The sequence below is a fragment of the Streptomyces sp. STAM6 genome (assembly GCF_054963715.1).
Map to the genome: position 1 here is coordinate 84,243 of NZ_JBUEFZ010000008.1, position 19,472 is coordinate 103,714.

At 74.3% G+C, this 19,472-nt stretch carries 13 protein-coding genes and 1 pseudogene; 2 read left to right on the forward strand and 12 right to left on the reverse strand.

Annotated features, from left to right (window positions below; genetic code table 11):
• Window position 1: 1 nt before the first annotated feature.
• From ACY34K_RS12860 to ACY34K_RS12900, 9 genes are all read right to left on the reverse strand, one after another.
• Window positions 2–5,647 carry a type I polyketide synthase gene (locus ACY34K_RS12860; RefSeq protein WP_462746392.1) on the reverse strand — a complete coding sequence of 1,882 codons (5,646 nt, stop codon included), beginning with the start codon at window positions 5,645–5,647 and terminating at the stop codon, window positions 2–4.
• Window positions 5,644–6,006 carry a hypothetical protein gene (locus tag ACY34K_RS12865; RefSeq protein WP_462746393.1) on the reverse strand — a complete coding sequence of 121 codons (363 nt, stop codon included), beginning with the start codon at window positions 6,004–6,006 and terminating at the stop codon, window positions 5,644–5,646. Before ACY34K_RS12865 ends, ACY34K_RS12860 begins: the two co-directional genes overlap by 4 nt.
• 64 nt (window positions 6,007–6,070) lie before the next feature.
• A complete protein-coding gene (locus tag ACY34K_RS12870; protein ID WP_462746394.1) occupies window positions 6,071–6,871 on the reverse strand; it encodes an SDR family NAD(P)-dependent oxidoreductase in 801 nt (266 codons plus the stop codon).
• A gap of 5 nt (window positions 6,872–6,876) precedes the next feature.
• Window positions 6,877–8,247 carry a class I adenylate-forming enzyme family protein gene (locus tag ACY34K_RS12875; RefSeq protein ID WP_462746395.1) on the reverse strand — a complete coding sequence of 457 codons (1,371 nt, stop codon included), beginning with the start codon at window positions 8,245–8,247 and terminating at the stop codon, window positions 6,877–6,879.
• A gap of 26 nt (window positions 8,248–8,273) precedes the next feature.
• Window positions 8,274–10,391 carry a non-ribosomal peptide synthetase gene (locus ACY34K_RS12880; RefSeq protein WP_462746396.1) on the reverse strand — a complete coding sequence of 706 codons (2,118 nt, stop codon included), beginning with the start codon at window positions 10,389–10,391 and terminating at the stop codon, window positions 8,274–8,276.
• Between the two features lies 1 nt (window position 10,392).
• Window positions 10,393–11,586: an acyl-CoA dehydrogenase family protein gene (locus ACY34K_RS12885; protein WP_462746397.1), complete on the reverse strand. Its 1,194-nt coding sequence runs from the start codon at window positions 11,584–11,586 to the stop codon at window positions 10,393–10,395.
• A 35-nt stretch (window positions 11,587–11,621) separates the two neighbouring features.
• Window positions 11,622–11,888 (reverse strand): acyl carrier protein, encoded by a 267-nt coding sequence (locus tag ACY34K_RS12890; RefSeq protein WP_462746398.1) that lies wholly within the window; start codon window positions 11,886–11,888, stop codon window positions 11,622–11,624.
• Window positions 11,889–11,903: 15 nt separating this feature from the next.
• The gene (locus ACY34K_RS12895; protein ID WP_462746399.1) at window positions 11,904–12,767 is read right to left on the reverse strand and encodes a 3-hydroxyacyl-CoA dehydrogenase family protein; all 864 of its coding nucleotides are present in this window, start codon (window positions 12,765–12,767) and stop codon (window positions 11,904–11,906) included.
• Window positions 12,768–12,885: 118 nt separating this feature from the next.
• Complete coding sequence (locus ACY34K_RS12900) at window positions 12,886–14,115, reverse strand: ACP S-malonyltransferase (RefSeq protein WP_462746400.1); 1,230 nt, start codon at window positions 14,113–14,115, stop codon at window positions 12,886–12,888.
• Between the two features lie 395 nt (window positions 14,116–14,510).
• Here ACY34K_RS12900 and ACY34K_RS12905 point away from each other — a divergent pair.
• Together ACY34K_RS12905 and ACY34K_RS12910 are read left to right on the forward strand one after the other, a co-directional pair.
• Window positions 14,511–15,712, forward strand: a pseudogene (locus tag ACY34K_RS12905) (DUF885 domain-containing protein).
• An 83-nt stretch (window positions 15,713–15,795) separates the two neighbouring features.
• Window positions 15,796–16,152, forward strand: coding sequence for a DUF1844 domain-containing protein (locus ACY34K_RS12910; RefSeq protein ID WP_462746401.1), 357 nt, complete (start codon window positions 15,796–15,798; stop codon window positions 16,150–16,152).
• Window positions 16,153–16,154: 2 nt separating this feature from the next.
• Here ACY34K_RS12910 and ACY34K_RS12915 read toward each other — a convergent pair whose 3' ends face one another.
• Genes ACY34K_RS12915 through ACY34K_RS12925 form a run of 3 tightly spaced genes read right to left on the reverse strand, consistent with a single transcriptional unit; the run spans window position 16,155 to window position 18,954 of the window.
• A complete protein-coding gene (locus ACY34K_RS12915) occupies window positions 16,155–16,886 on the reverse strand; it encodes an SseB family protein (RefSeq protein WP_462746402.1) in 732 nt (243 codons plus the stop codon).
• A gap of 20 nt (window positions 16,887–16,906) precedes the next feature.
• The gene (mycP, locus tag ACY34K_RS12920) at window positions 16,907–18,094 is read right to left on the reverse strand and encodes a type VII secretion-associated serine protease mycosin (RefSeq protein ID WP_462746403.1); all 1,188 of its coding nucleotides are present in this window, start codon (window positions 18,092–18,094) and stop codon (window positions 16,907–16,909) included.
• Window positions 18,091–18,954, reverse strand: coding sequence for a hypothetical protein (locus ACY34K_RS12925; RefSeq protein ID WP_462746538.1), 864 nt, complete (start codon window positions 18,952–18,954; stop codon window positions 18,091–18,093). Before ACY34K_RS12925 ends, mycP begins: the two co-directional genes overlap by 4 nt.
• Between the last annotated feature and the right edge of the window lie 518 nt (window positions 18,955–19,472).

Sequence of the window (19,472 nt, forward strand, 5' to 3'; positions counted from 1 at the left end):
CTCAGCTCTCCTGTTCCGGTACGGCGAGCAGGGTCGCGAGGGCTTCGAGTTCGGCGTCGTCGAGCCGGTGCACGGACGCCAGCAGGTCGGCGGCGGCGTCGGCGGTGATCCGGTCGTCGCCGGTGCGGCCGGTGTCGCCGGCCGCCGCGGTGTCCGTCCGGTGCGGTCCGGCGTCCGCGGTGCCGGTGGCGGTGCCGGTGCCGGTGGCCCGGTTCAGCCCGTCGTGCAGGGCCTCTTCGATGCGGCGTACCGGCTCGTCCTGGAGGAGCAGGGTGAGCGGCAGGTCGACGCCCAGGTCGGAGCGGACCTGACTGCGGATCTCGATGGCGATCATCGAGTCCACGCCGAGCGCGGTGAGCGGGGTGTCGGTCCCGGCCGCCGACACGTCGGTGCCGACGCGCTGGGCGAACACCTGGGCGAGGTACGCGGCGGCCAGGGTGCGGCGCCTTTCCTCCGGCGCCGTCTCCCAGTCGCGCAGCAGCCGGTCGGCGGCCGCCGGCTGTCCGCCGGTGCCGCCCGCGCCGGGCGCGGTGTGGCCGTGTGCGCCGGCCGGGCGGTTGGCGGGGAGCCGGTCGGGCGCGAAGCGGGACAGGTGGACGTCCCAGTCGAGTTCGAAGACGCCGTGCACCGGATCGTGGCCGCCGGCCAGGAGCCGCCCGACGGCCGTGAACACCCGGCGGGGATCGACCAGGGTGAAGCCGGAGGCGGCCATGCGGTCGCGCAGCCGCCGGTCGAGCCGGGCGGTCATACCGGCCGTGACGGGGCCCCAGGCGATGCTGAGGGCGGGCAGGCCGCCGGAGCGCCGGTGGTGGGCGAGGGCGTCGAGGTAGGCGTTGGCGGCGGCGTAGTGGGCCTGCCCGGCGGAGCCGAGCAGGGCGGCGGTCGAGGAGTACAGGACGAAGTGGTCCAGGTCCTCGCCGGCGGTGGCGAGGTGGAGGTTCCAGGCGCCGGCGACCTTGGGTGCCAGGACGCGCTCGAAGGCGTCCCAGGAGAGCCCGGAGAGGGTGGCGTCCTCGACGACCCCGGCGGAGTGGAACACGCCGCGCAGCGGGACCCCGCGTTCCCGGATCCGTGCCACCAGCTCGTCGGCGGCGGCGCGGTCGGAGATGTCGGCGGTGTGGACGGTGACGCTCGCGCCCGCGGCCTCCAGCCCGGCGATGACGCCGAGGGCCGTCTCGTCGGCGGGCCGCCGTCCGGTGAGGACGAGGTGGCGGGCACCGTGCTCGGTGAGCCAGCGGGCCGTGCCGAGACCGAGCGCGCCCAGTCCGCCGGTGATCAGGTAGGTGCCGTCGGGGCGTGCGCGGAACTCCGCCTCGGGGGTGGTGCGGTGCACCTCGACGCCGGGCACGTGGACGCGCCCGTCGCGCAGCACGGCCTCGGTGCCGGCGCCGCCGGTGAGCGCGTCCCGCAGACCGTCCGGGCCCGCGCCGGGCGCCGGGTCGAGGTCGACCAGCCGGACGGCGGTGTCCGGCAGTTCGTGGGCGGCGCTGCGGCCGGTGCCCCACAGGGTGAACTGCTGGGGGTGCGGCGCCGGCCCGACGGCGTCGCCGGACACGGCGCCCCGGGTGAGGATCGTGAGGACGGCGGGCGCCGGCCGGCCGGTGCGGTCGACGGCCTGGAGCAGCGCCGGGACACTGCCGAGGGCGCGGCGCAGCAGGGCGGTGTCCGGTACGGCGGTGGTCAGGTCGAGTCCCGCACAGTGCACGACACCGACCGGTGCGCCGTCCGTCGGAGCCGGCGGGAGGGCCTCGGCGAGCCGTTCGGCGTCCGCCGGATCGGTGACGTGGCGGACGGCGTCGGTGGCCTCGTCCGGGTCGCCGTCGTACAGGACGGTGCACACCGCGCCGTCGGACTCCAGTTCGGCGGCGATGTCGCGCCAGCGGCCCTGCCGGTCCGCGAGGACGAGCCAGTGGCGGGGCTGTGGACCCCGGTCCTCCGCCGGGCCGTCGGCCGACTGCCAGGTCTGGGCGTGGACGGTCGCGGGCTCGTCGGCGGTGCCGGTCACGGCGTGGGGCGGGACGAGGCGCAGTTCGAGGCCCGTGAGTTCGGCCAGGGGGCGGCCCTCGGAGTCCTCGACCCGGATGTCCAGCAGGGCACGCAGCGCTGCGCCGTCCGCCGGGTCGGCGGCACCGCGCACGACGGCCCGGATCCGCCCGGTGCGGGGTACGGCGGCCACGGGGTGGAACACCGCCCGTTCGGCCCGGAACGGCAGCAGCAGGCCGTCGATCCGGTCGAGGTCGCGTACGGAGACGCCGATCGCCGTCTGGACGCAGACGTCGATGAGCACGGTCCTGGCCGCCCGGCCCGCCGGGTCGAGGAACTCCGGCACCGTGATGTCGGCCTCGATGCTCGGGCCGTCCTGCCGGAGCTCGCGGATCCAGCGGAAGGCGGGGCCGAGCCGGTAGGACAGCCGGGCGAGGTGGGCGTACAGCTCGTCGCCGGAGACCGTACGGGCCCGGGCGCCCGCGTTCGCCGCCCCGCCGGATGCCGCCGGGGTGCCGGATCCGCCGCCGGCCGCCGGGTACGCGCCGGCCGGCGGTCCCGTGGCGGGGACGGTCGCCGGCGTGCTGACACGGCCCTGGGCGTGCACGGTCCAGGCACTGTCCAGGTGGGCGGGCGCGCCGGGGCGCAGCCCGAGCACACGCGCCTCGCCGGCGCCGTCCCGCGGCGCGTCGAACACGACCTGGACGCTGCTCGGTTCCTCGCCGGCGACGAGCGCGCGCGGGAAGACGAGGTCCTCGACGAGGACGGGGCGCCGGGCGCCGTAGGCCTCCAGCAGGCACGCGGTGTGGTAGGCGCCGGGGACGACGACCTCGCCGAGCAGCACGTGGTCGCCGAGGAGCGCGGGCGTCCGGGCGTCGGCGCCGGTGGCCCATCTGCGCTGCGGGGACTGGGGCAGCGGGATGCGGGTGAGGTCGTCGAGCGCGGCCGGGACGCCGGGGGCGGCGGCCGGGGCCGGGTCCGTGGCGCGGGCGGCGGTGGAGCCGCCGTCGGGGATCCAGTGCCGGTCGCGGGCGAAGGGGTAGCCGGGTGCGGGGACGCGCCGGCGGCGCAGCGGGGCGTGGAAGGCCGCCCAGTCGACACGGACACCGTCGGTGTCGAGGACGGCGAGGGCGTGCTGGAGGGTGTCCCAGTCCGAGCCGCGTGCGGTCAGCAGGTCCAGCCAGGTGGCGGGGGTGTCGCGGCGGGCGCGGCCGAATCCGGTGAGGGCACGGCCGGGGCCGACCTCGACGAAGTGGGTGACGCCGGCGGCGAGCAGGGTGTCGAGCGTCTCGCTGAACAGAACGGGCGAGGTGAGCTGGCGGGCCCAGTAGTCGCCGTCGACGCCGGTGACCGTGCCGGTGACGTTGGTGACCAGGTCGAGCCGGGCGGGGTGGTGCGGGGTGGCGCCGGCGGCCCGCAGCAGCCGCTCGGCGGCGGGGGCCATGAGCGGTGAGTGGAAGGCGTGGGTGACGTCCAGGTCGACGACCGCCCAGCGGCGGTCGCGGCACTGGGGGCGGATCGCGTCGATGGCCCGCCGGGTGCCGGAGAGGGTGAACAGGTCGGGTGTGTTGCGGCCGGCGACGGCGAGTTCGTCGCCGTGGGGCGCGATCAATGCGCGCAGGGCGGCGGGGTCGGGGCAGCGCACCGCGACCATGCCGCCGGGGGCGGCCGACTCGGCGATGGCGGCGCCGCGCTCGGCGACGAGCCGCAGGCCGTCCTCGGCGCGGAGCGCTCCGGCCGCGTACGCGGCGGCGAACTCGCCCAGGCTGTGTCCGGCGACCGCCTCGGGGCGTACGCCCCAGGAGACCAGCAGGTCGTGCAGGGCGACCTGGAGGAGGAAGGTGGCGGGCTGGAGGATCTCGGCCCGGCGCAGCAGCCCGGCCCCGCGCTCCCGGTCGCACAGCGCCTCCTCGGGCGACACGCCGGTGAGTTCGCGGAAGAGGTCCGCGTGCCGTTCCAGGGTGGCGCGGAAGCCGCTGTGCCGCTCGTGGAGGTCGGCGGCCATGCCCGCGTACTGCGAGCCCTGGCCGGTGAAGAGGAAGCCCACCTTCGCGGTCCGGTCGCCGGTGCCGTGCACCGTGGTGGCGCCGGGGCTCCGTGCGAGCCAGCTCTCCAGCTCGTCGGCGGCCTCGCGGGCGGAGCCGGCGAGGACGCTGACGCGGTGGGGCAGCCGGCGCCGGCCCACCTGGCTGGTGTGGGCCAGGTCGGCGAGTTCGCCGTCGTGCCGCTCGCGCAGGTCGTCCGCCCAGCGGCGGGCGGCGGCCCGCAGGGTGTCCTCGGTCTTCGCGGAGACGGTGAGTACTTCCCGGGGCAGCGGTTCGGGGGCGGGGGCCGGACGGTCCGGGGCCTGTTCGAGGACGGCGAAGGCGTTCGTGCCGCCGATGCCGAGGGAGTTGACGGCGGCCCGGCGCGGGGTGGCGGCGCCGCTCCAGGGCTCGGCCTCGCGGTTGATGCGCAGTCCGCTGCCTTCCAGGCGCAGCCGGGGGTTGAGCTCCTCGACGTGCGGGCTGGGCGGGAGAACGCCGTGGTGCAGGGACAGCACGGTCTTGATCAGGCCGGCGATGCCGGCGGCGGCCTCCAGGTGGCCCACGAGGGCCTTCACCGATCCGATCGCGGTGCGCGCCTCGTCGCCGAGGGCACGGCGGACGGCGGCGACCTCGAGCGGGTCTCCGAGGAGGGTTCCGGTGCCGTGCGCCTCGACGTATCCGATGGTGGCGGGGGGTGTCTCGGCGACCATGAGGGCCTGGCGCATGGCGGCGAGCTGGCCGTCCAGGGTGGAGGCGCCATAACTGGTCTTGCGGTCGCCGTCGTTGTTGACGGCCGTTCCGCGGATGACGGCGTGGACCGTGTCGCCGTCGCGCAGCGCGTCGGCCAGCGGGCGCAGGACGACCGCGCCGGCGCCGCTGCCGAACACGGTGCCACGGGCGCGGGCGTCGAAGGGGCGGCAGCGGCCGTCGGGCGACAGGATGCCCTGGTCGTGGTGGAGGTAGCCGGTGAGGGAGGGGACCCGGATGGTGACGCCGCCCGCGACGGCCGTGTCGCACTCGCCGAGGAGCAGGCTCTGGCAGGCGAGGTGGACGGCGACGAGTGAGGTGGAGCAGGCGGTCTGGACGGTGAGTGCGGGGCCGGTGAGGCCGAGCTTGTAGGAGACCCGGGTGGCCAGGAAGTCCTTGTCGTTGCCGAGGTGTTCCGGCGAGGCGGTGGGGTCGAGGAACCGGCCTCCGGAGGCGAGCACGTCCGGCAGGTAGCCGGCCAGGACGCCGCCGGCGCCGCCGAACACACCGACGGAGGACATGCCGCGTGAGCCGCTGCCGTACGGCGCGAGCCGGCCCGCGTGCTCCAGCGCCTCCCAGCAGGTCTCCAGGAAGACCCGGTGCTGCGGGTCCATCAGCGCCGCCTCGCGCGGGGTGATGTCGAACAGCCCGGCGTCGAACCGGTCGGTGTCGTCGAGGACGGCCGCGGTCCTGACGTAGTCGGGGTGGTCGATCCACCGCCGGGCGACCCCGCCGGCCCGCAGTTCCTCGTCGGTCAGGTCCCGCATGGCCGTCCGGCCGGCCAGGATGTTGTCCCAGTACCGCGAGAGGTCGGGGGCGTCGGGGAAACGGCCGGCCATGCCGACGACCGCGATCGCGCCGGGAGCCGCGTCCACCGTCTGCTCGGTCATGCCTCGTCCCTTGCCCTGCTGCGCAGTTCACGGGCGCGCAGTGCGGCGGCCCGGCCCGCGGGCGGCTGGGCGGCGGGTGCGGGCTCCGGCGCCTCGGCGGGCCGGCCGGCGTCGCCGGCGGCCAGGTCGTAGGCGCGGTAGAGGTCCGCGACCGTGCGGATACTGGTGATGGGGACGAGCTCGCTGAACGGGTCGAGGCCCAGCTCCACTTCCAGGATCGCGGTGATCCTGGCGAGGTGCAGGGAGCGCAGCCCGAGCTGGTCGACCAGCAGGTCGCCGTCCTTGACCTCGCGGGGTTCGCCGGCGACTTCCTCCACCATGTCGAGGACGACGGCCTTGATGGCTTCTTGGCGACTCAACTGTGGCCTCCGGGACCGATGGGGCTGAGGGAGCGGGCGGACGGGAACGGGCGGCGGTGCGCGGTCAGCATGTGTAGCCGCCGTCGACGGTGATGGTCTGGCCGGTGATGAACCGCGCCCGGTCCGAGACGAGGAAGTCGAAGACGTCGACGATGTCGTCGACCGTGCCCAGCCGGCCCAGCGGGGTGCGGCGGGTGAGCCTGCGGCGGGTGTCCTCGGGCATTCCGGCGGTCATCTCGCTGTCGAAGTAGCCGGGGGCGAGCCCGACGACCCGGATGCCGGCCGGGCCGACCTCCTTGGCGAGGCTGCGGGTGAGCCCGTCGAGCCCGGCCTTGGCCGCGCTGTAGGCGGCCACGCCCTGCTGTCCGCGGACGGCGTTGATGGACGAGATGTTGACGACGCAGCCGCTGCCGCGCGCGAGCATCGGCTTGAGGCAGGCGCGGGTGAGGTGCACCGGCAGGTTCAGGTTGACCCGGAGTGCCTGGTCGAGGGCGGAGGGCGGGGTCGTGGACAGCAGCCCCTCCAGGCCGGTGCCGGCGTTGTTGACGAGCAGGTCGACCCGCCCGTGCCGGCGTACGACGTCCCGGACGAACTCCGCCGCCGCGCCGGCCTGGTCGTCCGCCCCGTCCAGCGGGCTCCAGTGGAGCCGGGCGGGGTCGTCGAGGGAGGCGCGCAGCTTGGTCAGGCCCTCCGACTCGGTGCGGCTGAAGGTGGCCACCCGGTGACCCCGGTCCAGCAGACGGGCGATGATGGCGAGCCCGAGGCCGCGGCTGCCGCCGCTGACGACGGCGACGCGCCCCTCTCCGTCCGCGGGGCCCGCTCCGGGCTCCCGGCTCCCGCCGCTGTGGTTCGTGCGACTCGTCACGCTGCTCATCCGGTCCGTCCCTGGCGCTTGAAACGACTGCCGTGGAGCTTGTCCTCGGCCTGGGTGATGACTGCGGGCACCTGGTGCGGCGCGAGCCGCCCGGCGCAGTGGGCACGCAGCCGTTTGGCCATCGCCCTGGGGTCCTCGGGGTCGATGACCTCGACGGTGGCCGTCACGATCTGTCCGGTGACGGCGTTGGCGCGGCCCCCGACGACGGCGTCGCGGACGTTGGGGGCCTGCAGCAGCACGTTCTCGACGTGGGCCGGGTAGACCTTCTCGCCGCCGACGTTGATGCACAGGGAGCGCCGTCCGACGATCCGCAGCAGTCCGTCGCCGGCCTCCTCCACGGCGTCCCCCGTGTCCATCCAGCCGTCCTCGTCGAACGGGTCGGGGCTGTTGAGGTAGCCGAGCATGCTGCTGGCCGAGCGGATGTGGAGGGTTCCGTCGACGATCCGGGTCTCGAAGCCCTCGCCGCCGACGCGCATCAGCAGTGAGCCCGACGACTCCGACCGGGTGGGCAGGATCCCGGTCTCCGTCAGGCCGTAGGTCTGCTTGAGCCGTACGCCGGGGAAGGTCTCGGCCAGATGGGCGAGCGTGACGTCGCGCATCGGCTCGGTGCCGTAGGTCATCAGCCGCAGCGAGGACAGGTCGTGGTTCTTGTGCGCCCCCGAGATCAGCAGCATGTTCAGGAAGGTGGGCGTGGTGGGGAGGAGTTCGGCCCGGTGCGTCTCGACGGTGCGGCAGATCTCCTCGGCGGTGCGCCGGTTCTCGACGATCACCGTGCCGCCGCTGGTGAGCGTGTGGAAGAGGGTGTTGATGCCGCCGATGTGGTCGAGCGCCATGAACTGCACGGTCCGCAGGGGCCGGCCCTCGGTCGTGCGGAAGCGGTCGAGGAGCCGGGGTAAGGAGTGGACCGCCGCCTTTACCTCGCCGGTGCTGCCGGAGGAGAAGAGGATCAGTCCGGCCTCACCGGCGCGGCGCAGCGAGCGCAGCAGTTCGTGGCTCTGGCCGCCGGGTGCCGGGCGGTGGCTCACCTGCCAGCCGTCCGGTGCGGAGAACTCGAAGACCGTCTCCACTTCGGCGACGTCGAGCCGGGGTGCCCGTGCGTCCGGCGGCGGATCGGCGGGGGCCAGGGGCACCACCACACAGCCGGCCCGGATCAGGGCGAGCACCAATGAGACCGTGCCGACGGAGGTGTCGCCGATCACGGCCACGGAGCTGCCGGGGCGTACGCCGGCGGCGGTCAGTTCGTCGCGCCAGGCGGAGACCCGCGCGGTCAGGCCGGTGTAGTCGGCCCGGCCGCCGCGCCCGGTGACGGCCTCCCGGGCCCCGAAGCCGCTCAGCCGCGTCAGCAGCCAGTCCATGTTCCTGTCCACGTTCACGTCCCCATGCCGGTCGGTGGTCACAGTCGGGTCCCCCGTGCCTGCGTGTCCGGGTCCCCGGCGAGCAGCCGGCGGTCGATCTTGCCGCTGGAGGTGCGCGGCAGGCTGTCGTAGCGGTCGTACGTCGCGGGCACCATGTAGGCGGGCAGACGCTCCGCCAGATGGCCGCGCAGGGCCGCGCGGTCGAGCTCGCCGGTTCCCGTGACCGCCGCGCGGAGGATCGCGAGGGCCGGTCCGGGCTCGTCGAGGCGGACGGCGCACTCGTCGACGCCGGGGGCCTCCAGCAGGACGTTCTCGATCTCCTGGAGGTCGATCCTGATGCCCCGGATCTTGACCTGCTGGTCCTGGCGCCCGAGGAAGTCGACGTCGCCGGACGGCAGCAGCCGGGCGATGTCGCCGGTGTCGTACATCCGCTCCCCCGGCCTGCCGTACTCGGGCACGAACCGCCGGCGGGTGAGCTCCTCGTCACCGAGGTAGCCCCGGGCGACGCCGGCCCCGGCGACGTGCAGGGTGCCGTACACGCCCTCGGGCACGGGCCGTCCGTGCCGCAGCACGTACAGCCGGGTGTTGTCGATGGGGCGTCCGATGGGGACGCGCGCGGCTGGGTCGCCGGGCGGGCAGTCGAAGGCGGTGACGTCGACGGTGGTCTCGGTCGGGCCGTACAGGTTGACCAGCCGGGTGCCGTTCGGGCCGCCGAGGGTGGTGTGGAAGGCCTCCACCATGTAGCCGGTGAGGGTCTCGCCGCTGGAGAACAGCACCCGCAGCCCGCGCAGGGCGCCGGCCAGCCCGGACCTGGCGGCCTCGGCGAGGAAGACGTTCAGCATCGACGGCACGAAGTGCATGACGGTGACGCGGTGCCGTTCGACCGCCTCGGCGAGCGCGAGCGGGAACCGCTCGGCGCCGGGGGCGGGCAGGTACATCCGGCTGCCGGTGAACATCCACCAGAACAGCTCCCAGACGGACACGTCGAAGATGGCGGGCGTCTTCTGGATGAGGGTGTCGTCGGGCCCGATGGGATAGGCGCGCTGCATCCAGCACAGCCGGTTGACGACCGAGCGGTGCTCGACCATGACGCCCTTGGGCGTGCCGGTGGAGCCGGAGGTGTAGATGACGTACGCCAGGTCGTCCGGCGCGGCCCGGTCCTCCAGCGGCTCCGGCGCGGGGCCCCGGGCGACCTCCGGTGCGTCGGGTGCCAGTACCTGCACCGGCAGGCCGAGTCCTTCGGTGAGGGCGGGCGGTCCGACGACCGCGCGGGCGCCGCTGCGCCCGACGATGTCCTTGATGCGCAGGGCGGGGGCCTGCGGGTCGAGCGGGAGGTAGGCGTACCCGGCCTTCAGGACGCCGAGGAGGGCGACCGGCAGGTCGAGCGACCGCTCGGTGAGGACGGCGACGATCTGGTCGCGGCCGTCCCCGAGGCGGCGGCGCAGGGCGTGCGCCAGCCGCTCCGAGCGCTCGTCGAGTTCGGCGTAGGTCAGGGAGGCGTCGTCGGTGCGGACCGCCTCACGGCCGGGGGTGGCAGCGGCCTGCCGGCGAAACACCTGATGGAGGGTCAGGTCGATCGGGAAGGGCCGGTCGGTGGCGTTGTGGCCGCGCAGGACCCGGTCCTCCCGGGCGGGCGGGAGGACGGGGAGCCCGGCCACGGTCCGCTCGGTGCCGGCCGCCGTCTGCGCCAGGAGGTGGGCGAACATCTCGGCGAGCGCCGTGCGGGCCGGCTCGTCGTCGGCGTGGGCCGCGACGAGGCCTTCGGCCGGGTCCAGGTACAGGTGTTGTGCGCCGCCGGTGTCCGGTGCGGCGTCCAGGCGGGTCGCGCCGGGTCCGACGGTCAGCCGGAAGCCGGGACCACCGGGGGCGGTCGTCTCCCGCGGGTCCGGCGGGGTCAGCGCGCCGGCCAGCCGTTCGGCGTACGCGGTGAACGGTTCGGCGGGGTCGACGGCGGTCCGCGCGGTCAGCGTCTTGCCGCCCGACGCGTCGGCCGTGCGGGGCAGGTCGACGAGGTCGACGAGCAGGTCGACCTCGCGGACGAAGCCGGCGTAGTGGAACGCGACGGCGGCGGCCGCCGCGATCGTCCCCAGTGGCACGGGGAGGGGGTCGAGTCCGCGCGGCAGGCCGGTGACGAGCGGGGTGACGGCCCGTGCCATGTCACGCACCCCCCTGCGTGCCGGACCGCAGGACGGCGGGGGCGAGCGCGCGCTCGATGATCTGCGTGGTGCCCTCGATGATGTTGAGGACCTTGCTGTCGCGGTACGCGCGGGCCGTGACGCCCGACTCCAGCACGCCGCGCGAGGCGAGGAGCTGGACGGCCTGGGCGGCGTGCTCCTCCAGGACCCGGCAGACGAAGTACTTCGCCATCAGGATGCGGTCGGAGGCGTCGAGCCGCTCCTCGTCGACGGCGCGGGAGGCCGCCACGCACATCAGTTTCGCGGCCTCCAGGTCCGTGCCCATCCGGGTCAGCAGGTGCTGGATCTGGCCGTGTTCGACGAGGTCGCGACCGAAGGAACGCCGCCCGGACACGAACGCGGCGACCTCCTCGAAGGAGGCGCGGAGCATGCCGAGTGCCATCCACGCGACGGCGTGCCGCCCGTGTTCCAGCGCCTGCGGCACGAGGAAGTTGAGCCCGAAGCCCTCGCGGCCGACGATGTTCTCGGCCGGGACGGCGCAGTCCCGGAACTCCACGCGGGCCAGGGCTGCGGCCCGCAGTCCGAGCGTCTCGCCCATCGGATGGGTGGTGACGCCGGGATCGTCCCGGTCGACCAGACAGGCCACGGACCTGCCCTCCCGCTGGGCGAAAACGAGGAACACGTCCGCGAGGCCGCCGAAGGTGATGAACACCTTGGTGCCGTTCAGCACCCACCCTCCGCCGGACCCGGACCCGGACCCGGGCCGGGACTCGGACGCGGACCCGGCCGCGGGGGCGAGCTCGGTGCCGATGGCGGAGAGGTCACTGCCGGCCTGTGGCTCCGTCATGCAGACGGCCGCGACGCGCTCGCCCGACGCGAGGGCGGGCATGACCTTCCGCCACTGGTGCTCGGTGCCCCAGCGGGCCAGGGTCTGGGCCGCCATGCCATGGACGTTGACCAGGGAGGCCAGGGAGGCGCTGACCCTGCCGAGCGCCTCGTACCGCAGCCCGGTGCGCACCGCCGTGATGCCACCGCCGCCGAACCGGGCGGGGAGCGCGGCTCCCATCAGGCCCTGTTCGGCGCACCAGCGGACGACGGGGCCCGGCAGGGTGCCCGCCCGTTCCCAGTCGGCCGCCGAGGCGGCCCAGGTCTGCGCGACGTGCCGGACGAGATCCGCGTGCTCGCGGTTCTCCTCCTCGGTCAGCAGGTGCTTCACGTCATTCGCCCCATCTGTTGTGCCGCTCGCGGCGGTTACGCGCCCGTGGTGGTCGCGGACTTCGCGAGCACGAGGTCGGCGACGCGGTTGACGGTGGAGAAGTTCTGCAGGTCGAGGTCGGTGACGGTGATCTTGATCCGGAAGGTGGTCTCCAGGAACCCGACCAGCTGGATGGCGAAGAGGGAGTTGACCCGCCCCGTCTCGAACAGGTCCTCGTCGAGCCCGGGGGCGCCACTGGTGTCGTACTGGGCCAGGTAGTCGAGAACGACCTGGATGACTTCTTCACGGTCCGCACGTGCCACGGCGAATCGCTCCTCTCAGTCCTTCGACGGTTGAACGGGGTGAACCGGGCGGTAGCGATAGAACCCTTCTCCGGACTTGCGCCCCAGCCGCTCGGTCTTCACCATTTCGCGGAGCAGGCCGGCGCAGCGGAATTTCTCATCGCCGTACGAGTCGTACAGGTGGTCCAGGGTGAGTGCCACGGTGTCGAGGCCGATCAGATCGGCCGTCTCCAGCGGCCCCATACGGTGACCGAAACATTTCTTGAAAACGGCGTCGACGGTGGCCGGGTCGACTCCCTGTTCCTCGACGACGCGGATCGCCTCGTTGAAGAACAGATGGGAAATGCGGTTGCTGACGAAACCGGGGAAGTCGCCGACGACGACGGCGCTTTTCCCGAGGACTTTCAGCAGTCCCTGGACATATGCGAGACAGGCGTCGGAGGTCTGGTCACCACGCATGATCTCGACCGCGTCCTTGAGATAGGACGGGTTCATGAAGTGGATGCCGATGACATCGGAGGCCCGTTCGGTCTCGGCCGCCAGGCGTCCGATCTGAATGCTGGACGTATTGACCCCGATGCCGACTCCGGGCGGCAGCACCGACTCCAGCTCGCGGTAGAGCCGGCTCTTCACCTCCCAGCTCTCGGTGACGTTCTCCACGACGAATTCGGCGGCCGCCAGATCGGCCGGCCGGGAGGTGAACACGACTCGCTCCAGCGCCTCTTCGGCGGGGATGCGGGGCAGCGAGGGCCGCAGCATCGGGCCGTACAGCACCGCCTCGGCCAGCTCCCGGCGGGCCTGCTCCAGGCGCGACTCGTCGTGGTCGACGAGCACCACGCGAAAGCCGTGCAGGACGAAATCGGCGGCCACGGAGAGGCCGATCCCGCCGGCTCCCACCACGCCGACTGTCCTTGCGGCGCCGTTTTCGGACACACGTCCCCCTCGGTCGTCGATCGCATTGCACTCGTACGCCGGACGAGCCCCGGCTCGCTTCGTTCGGCCGCGTGCGGCCGGTGCCTCAGGCGGCGGTGAGAACGTGCCCGTCGAACACCTGGTGCAGCCGGGCCTCCCGCTCGACCCCCTGCCACCCCTTGGTCTCCAGGATCCGGCCGATCCAGGTCAGGGCGTCGTCCACGTCACGGCGGCCTGCCGAATCACCGGCGGCGGTCCTGCGGTCCAGCTCGCGCAGCGAGGCGTACGCCCGGTCCATGCGCTCGCGCTCCGCGGGCGTGGGCTGGGCGAGGCACCGGGTGCTCGCGGCGAGGGCCAGACAGCGCCGCACCACGTCCTGGTAGTCGTCGGGGCCCAGGGAGAGCGCGGCCATCAGGGCGTCCGGGCCGTCGTGCCGCTCCACGGGCCACGGCCGCACCCGGGTCGTGGTCTTCTGGAGCAGGAACGTCAGCACGTTGCCCGGGCCGAATTCCAGGGCGATCGGGACGTGCGCGTCGGCCAGCCTGCGCTGGACGGTGAGCCACTGCACCGGAGAGGTGAGCTGGTCGGCCAGGAGGAGCCGGCTGCCCTCGCCGCCGGGGTGCTCCTGTCCGCTGACGGTGGAGAGCACGGTGCCGTTCGGCCGGGCGATGTCGACGTCCCGCAGGACGCCGGCCATCTGCCGGGCGGCCTCGGCCATGAGGGGGCTGTGGTAGGGGCCTTCCATACGCAGCGGGAACACCCGGGCGCCGCGCGCCTCCAGCAGTTCCGCCGCCCGTCCGGCGAGCTCCGTCTCGCCGGAGATGGCCACCTGGCGGGGCGCGTCGACGGCCGACACGGTCAGCCCCGGGCCCCCGCCCGCGACGCGGCGGCACACCCGCTCCACGGCCTCGGCATCGATGTCGATGACCCACATCATGGTGCCGTTCAGCGTCCTGGCGGTGTTCCGGATGATCCCGGCCCGCAGGCGGACCAGGTGCAGCGCTTCGGCGAAGCCGAGGGCGCCGGCGCAGCAGAGCGCGGAATACTCACCGAGGCTGTGCCCGGCCAGGTGGTCGAATCGCAGATCGAGTTCGGCGGCGTACGTGCGGTACATCGCGACGCTGGTCACGAAGGTGGCGAGCTGCGCCTCCTCCTGGCGTGCGAGGCGCGCCTTGTTCGACGCGTCGAAGATCAGGGCGGGAACGTCCTGACCCAGGTGGTCGGAGGCCTCGGTCAGAGTCTCTCGATAGCTGGTGAATCGATCGAACAGCTTCTTTCCCATACCGACGCGTTGAGCACCGATCCCCGGAAAGAGTGCGGCCAACCCCGTTTGCACGGCTCACTCTCACTCTCGATGTTCGCGATTGTTCCACTGGTCAAGGCATGCCGATCCGGTAAGACGGGCATACACATGTAAGGGGTTTGGTCTTTTCCGCGAATGTGTGGTGTGCGAGCCTCGCACCGCCGCCCCCGTAGTGCCCCCCTGCTCGAAACACCCTCCGTCAAGCAAAGTGTCAAGTCAACCCTTGACTTCCACATCTCACTCAGGGCTGCATACGGAGCTGAACATTCCGCCCGCGCATGTCAACCCCGCGCGTTCAGGGGCTTTTTGACGCATCATCGGACGAACCTGTCGGGACAACTCCCCCTCCCTGTCCGGTCATCGTCCACTGTTGTCCACAATTCCCCTTGCCTACAACGCCAATGACTTCCACTACTCTTCGGTAGAGGATGCCCGTCGTGGTCATGCATGAAGAATTGCTTCCGCGTCGGACAGCCGATGCCCACCTCGCGGCATGCACGGCCCTTGACCCCGTCAGCGGGGTCTTCCTGGGCATCGAGGGCAGCGAAGTGGCGCTCCCCGATTTCTCCCCCGAGTGGCAGGAGTCGCTCGCAGAACTGGCCCGCGCCACACTCGCCCGGCTCGACACCGCCGAGCGGCAGCCGGGGGCGGCGGACCCGGCGGAGCGGCGGTGCGGCGCGCTCCTGCGGGAGCGCCTCAACGCCGAACTCGCCGTCCACGAGGCGGCGGAGGGTCTGGGGCGGTCAGCAACATGGACACCCCCGCGCACAACGCCCGGGAGATGTTCACCCTGGTCCCCACCGAGAACGCGGACGACTGGGCCGCGGTGGCGCGCCTGCTGCGCGACGTGCCCTCGGCCCTCGGCGGCTACTGCGAGTCCCTGACGCCCGGCCTGGAGCGCGGACTGCTGGGCGGTCCGCGCTCCACGGGCGCCCTCGTCGGCCGGCTCGGCGACTGGCTGGAAGACGGCGACCGCGGCTGGTTCCACGAGTTCGACCAAGGACGGCCCCGATGCGCTGCGGTCCGAGCTCGAGACCGGCGCCACCAGGGCCACCGAGGCGGTCGCCGCCCTCCGGGACTGGCCGCGCGACACCCACGCGCCGGCCGTCGCCGACGCGCCCGACACCGTCGGCCGCGAGCGCTGCGCCCACTGGGCGCGCTACACCCTCGGCTGGGTCAGCGCCAACTGCGAGGGCTGGGCGCTGTACGCGGAGCGCCTGACGGACGAGCTTCCTGACCGACCCCGAGCACCGGCTCGGCCACCTGGACGCCCGGATGATGCGGGCCATGCGGGTGATCGTCGACATCGGCATGCACCTGGGACTCCCGATCCCGGCCGACTCGCCCTTCCGTCCGGGCGAGCGCTGGACCCCCGAACTGGCGAGCGGCTTCCTCGCGGCCCACAGCGGCCGGTCCGCCGGCTACCTCCGCAGCGAGCTGGTGCGCTACCTCTCCACGCCGGGCCAGGCGATCGGGTACAAGCTCGGGGAGCGGGGCCTGGCTCCTCGACCGCGAGAACGCCCGGCGAGCCCGGGGGGACGCCTTCGACGCCAAGGCCCGGCACATGGCGGCCCTGTCCCTGGGCTCCCTCGGCCTGGACGACCTGGTCACGGAGCTGTCCGCGCTCTGACCGCGGCCGGCGGCCGCGGCGACGGCCCGCGACGGCGGTCAATTACGCTGAGGGGGTTACGCGCCCTGAGAGAGATGTGAGCGATGACCGACAGTACGCAGCCGCCGGCCGACTTCGACGCCATGACCCGCGACATCGCGGAGGTCCCGGCCGTCGAGGTGATCGTCACGGTCGCCGTGAACCTGATGAGCGCCGCCGCGGTGAAGCTGGGGCTGACCGAGGAGGGCGACGCCTACAAGGACCTGGACGAGGCGCGCAAGCTGGTGCACGCGCTCGCCGGCCTGCTCGACGCCGGCGCGACGGAGATCAGCTCGTTCCACGCGGCTCCGCTGCGCGACGGCCTGAAGTCGCTGCAGCTGGCGTTCCGCGAGGCGTCGATCGTGCCGGACGAGCCGGGTCAGGGGCCGGGTGAGAAGTACACCGGTCCGGTCTTCGGCTGAGGTCAGTCCCGCACGTAGAAGGGCTCGCCCGGAGGCGTGGCCGAGGCCGGCAGGAGTGCCAGGTCCAGGCCCCGCACCAGGCGGGCCCTCAGTGTTTCGTCGGCCGCCAGGGCGCGCGCGACCCGCTGGGCGGTCTCGGCGGGCGCCGCGTCAGGCGCCAGCACCAGCGCGAGCGTGCCGTCCGCCGTGCCGGGGCCCAGGTGGGCGCGGAGCACGGCGGGCTCGGCGGCGACCACGGCCCGTACGGCGGCGGTGACCGCCGGATCGGCGAGCGGGTCGGTGCTGGTGCGGCCCTCGGCGAGGGCCAGCAGCGCCTGGCCCGTCAGCTGGTAGGGCACCGGGCCCGCGAGGTCCAGCACCAGCGTGTCGGCCTTCTCGTGGGCGGCGGCCTGCAGGGCCTGGTGCAGCGGTACGGCGACGGGGCGGGCGGCCGGGTCCCACAGCGCGAGCGAGGCGATCGACGTGAACGCCGGCAACGCCCGGCGGTCTCCCGCGGTGAGCGTCGGCACGGCCATGTCGCTGGTCTTCTCCCGGCGCAGTCCGTTCTCGTCCTCCTCCACCTCGCCGAGGACGGCGACGACGGGGACCAGCAGCCGGGCGTCCTTGAGTGCCGCCAGCACGCGCGGTTCGGCGGCCCGGTCCCGGGCCCAGGCCGCGAGGGCCTCCGCGAGCTCGGGGTCGGCGGTGCCGTCGTCGTCGGAGAAGCCGGGATCGGGGATGTTCTTGAGCGCCACGCGCCGAGCCTATCCGGAGCTCAGGGGCGCGCCGCGCCGCCCCCGCGCCACAGCACCACGGCGGCGGCCAGCAACAGCACACCGATGCCGCCGGCGACCGGCGCGAGCAGGCCGGGCCCCTCGTCCGCCTCGGCGGCGGCCTTCGGCCCGGGCCCGAAGTACGGCTTGCCGTAGCCGGAGGTCGCGGCCTTCAGGTCCGCCGGGCGCAGTTTTCCGCCCGCCTCGAGGGCGGCGGCGGGGTCGACGGTGCCGTACCCCTTGTCGTCGTCGTGGCCGCCGCCCTCCGGCCGGTCGCGGGCGGTGTCCGTGAGGAGCTTCTTGATCTGGCCGGGGGTGAGTCCGGGGTGCGCCGAGCGGACCAGGGCGACGGCGCCGGAGACGAACGCGGCGGCGGCGCTGGTGCCCCAGCCCTGGTAGTACTTGCGGTCCGGGTCGGGGATGACGATGTCGACGCCGGGCGCGCTGACCGTGGCGTACCAGCGGCTGGTGGAGAAGGCGGCGTGCGTGCCGTACCGGTCGACGGCGGTGACGGCGATGACGCCGGGGTAGGCGGCCGGGTACGAGATGTGGTCGCCCTTCTCGCCGCCGTTGCCGGCCGAGGCGACGACGGCGACGCCCTTGGCGAGGGCGTACTGCACGGCGGCGTCCTCTCCCGCGTCGGGGTGGGCCGACTCGCTGTCGTCCCCCAGGGACAGGTTGATCACGTCGGCGCCGTGGTCGACGGCCCAGCGGATGCCCTCCGCGAGGGCGGTGCCCCGGGTGTTGCGGGCCCTGGCGCGGGCGGGGTCGCCGCCCTCGAGGATGACCCGGACGGGCAGGATCCTCGCCTCGGGCGCGATGCCGAGCACACCGTCCTCGCCGCCGGTCCCGTGTCCGTGACCCGCGATGATGCCGGCCATCGCGGTGCCGTGGCGCGCCCACGCGCGGTCGCCGCGCTTGGCACCGAAGCCGATGAGGTCCTTGCCGGCCAGAACGTTGCCCACCAGGTCGGGGTGGGTCGCGTCGACGCCGGTGTCGAGTACGGCGACGGTCACGCCCTCGCCCTTGGTGGTGCGCCAGGCCTGCGTGGTGTGCATGGCTTCGAGGCCCCACTGCTGGGTGCGGATGGCGTCCGCGTGGGCGGGGGTGGCGGGCAGGACCGCGAACGCTGCGGCGGCGAGGGCGGCGACGGCGGCCGTGAGGGTGCGGTGGCGGTGGCGACGGCTCACTGGGGCTCCTCCGTGGCCTGGGCGACCGTCTTGCGCAGGCCGCGCTCGATGCGGTCGGCGATGCCCTTCGCCTCGTGGCCGAGGCCCGCCTGTGCGGGGGCGGTCGTCTGGCCGGCGGCCATCGCCTCGGCGGCGGGCTGGGGGTCGCCGACGGTGCGTCCGTCGGCGAAGCCGGAGACGGCGTAGACCACGACCGGCGCGTCGGTGAGCACGCTCACCCGCCAGCTGGCGCGCTGCTCGTCCCCGAATCCGGCGGCGACGGTGCCCGCCGCGGGCAGGGTGCGGGGCATGAGGTCGGCGCGCTCGTCGAGGGACTCCCCACCGAAGCGGGTGCGCAGGGCGGCCATGGCACGGGCGTCGCCCTCGGTGAAGACCAGCCCGACGGTCGTGACGCTGGTGGAGGTGGCGTCGGTGTAGGTGGCGCGCAGCACGCGCTCGCAGCCGACCGGGCGGAGCGTCTTGACGAGCAGCGGGTCCAGGGCCTGCGCGCAGGTGTTCTCGGGCGCGACGGCGACGCGCGTCCAGACGCGGTCGGCCGCGCCGGGGCCCGCGCCGTTGCCCTGGAGGGTGCGCGGGAAGAGCGTGTCGACGGGGACGCTGTGCCAGAGGGTGGCGGCCTCGGTGTAACCGTCGCGCGCGGACGGCTCGTCGCCCCCGTCCCCCACGAGCCAGGCTCCGGCGGCGGCGCCTCCGACGAGGCCCAGGCCGAGCACCGCGCAGACGACGGCGGCAGCCGTCCGCGCGGGACGCCGGGTACGGACGGGCCGCAACCGCGTGGTGGTCTCGGCGGGCGCCTCCGGAGGGGCCCAGTAGTTCGGCGCGGACGCGCTCCCGGTTCCGGCTCCGGGCCGCGGCGTCATGTCCACGGCCCCGACGGGCCGCCTCCGCGTGGGCGCGGCCGGAACGGGCCGCAGCCTGGTGGTGGTCTCGACGGCCGGTGCGCCGGCCCCGTCGCGGACGGGCCGCAACCGGGTGGTGGTCTCCGCGGCCCCGGCATCCGCCGACGGCGGCCGGGTGACCGGCGTCGTGGCACCGGCCGCGGGAGCGGCGGACGGCCGCCGCGGGGGCACCGGCGGGCGGGCGTCGTCGGCTCGCGGCGGCACGGCGGGCGCGGCACGGCCCGCCTCCGGCGGAAGCGGAGCGGCGGGCCGGACCGGCGCCGCCGGGTTGGGGGGAGTGGGCCGAGGCCCGCGCTCCGGAGCGGCGGACGGCCGCTGCGGGATCACCGGCGGGCGGGCGTCGTCCGCTCGCGGCGGCACCGCGGGGCGCTCCGGGGGTGCCGGGGGTGCCGAGGCCGCCGGGCGGGGGCCCTCGGCGGCGGAGCTCGTCTCCGGGGGGAGTTCCGGAGGAAGGGGCGTGGAGGGTCGGGGGGTCGCCG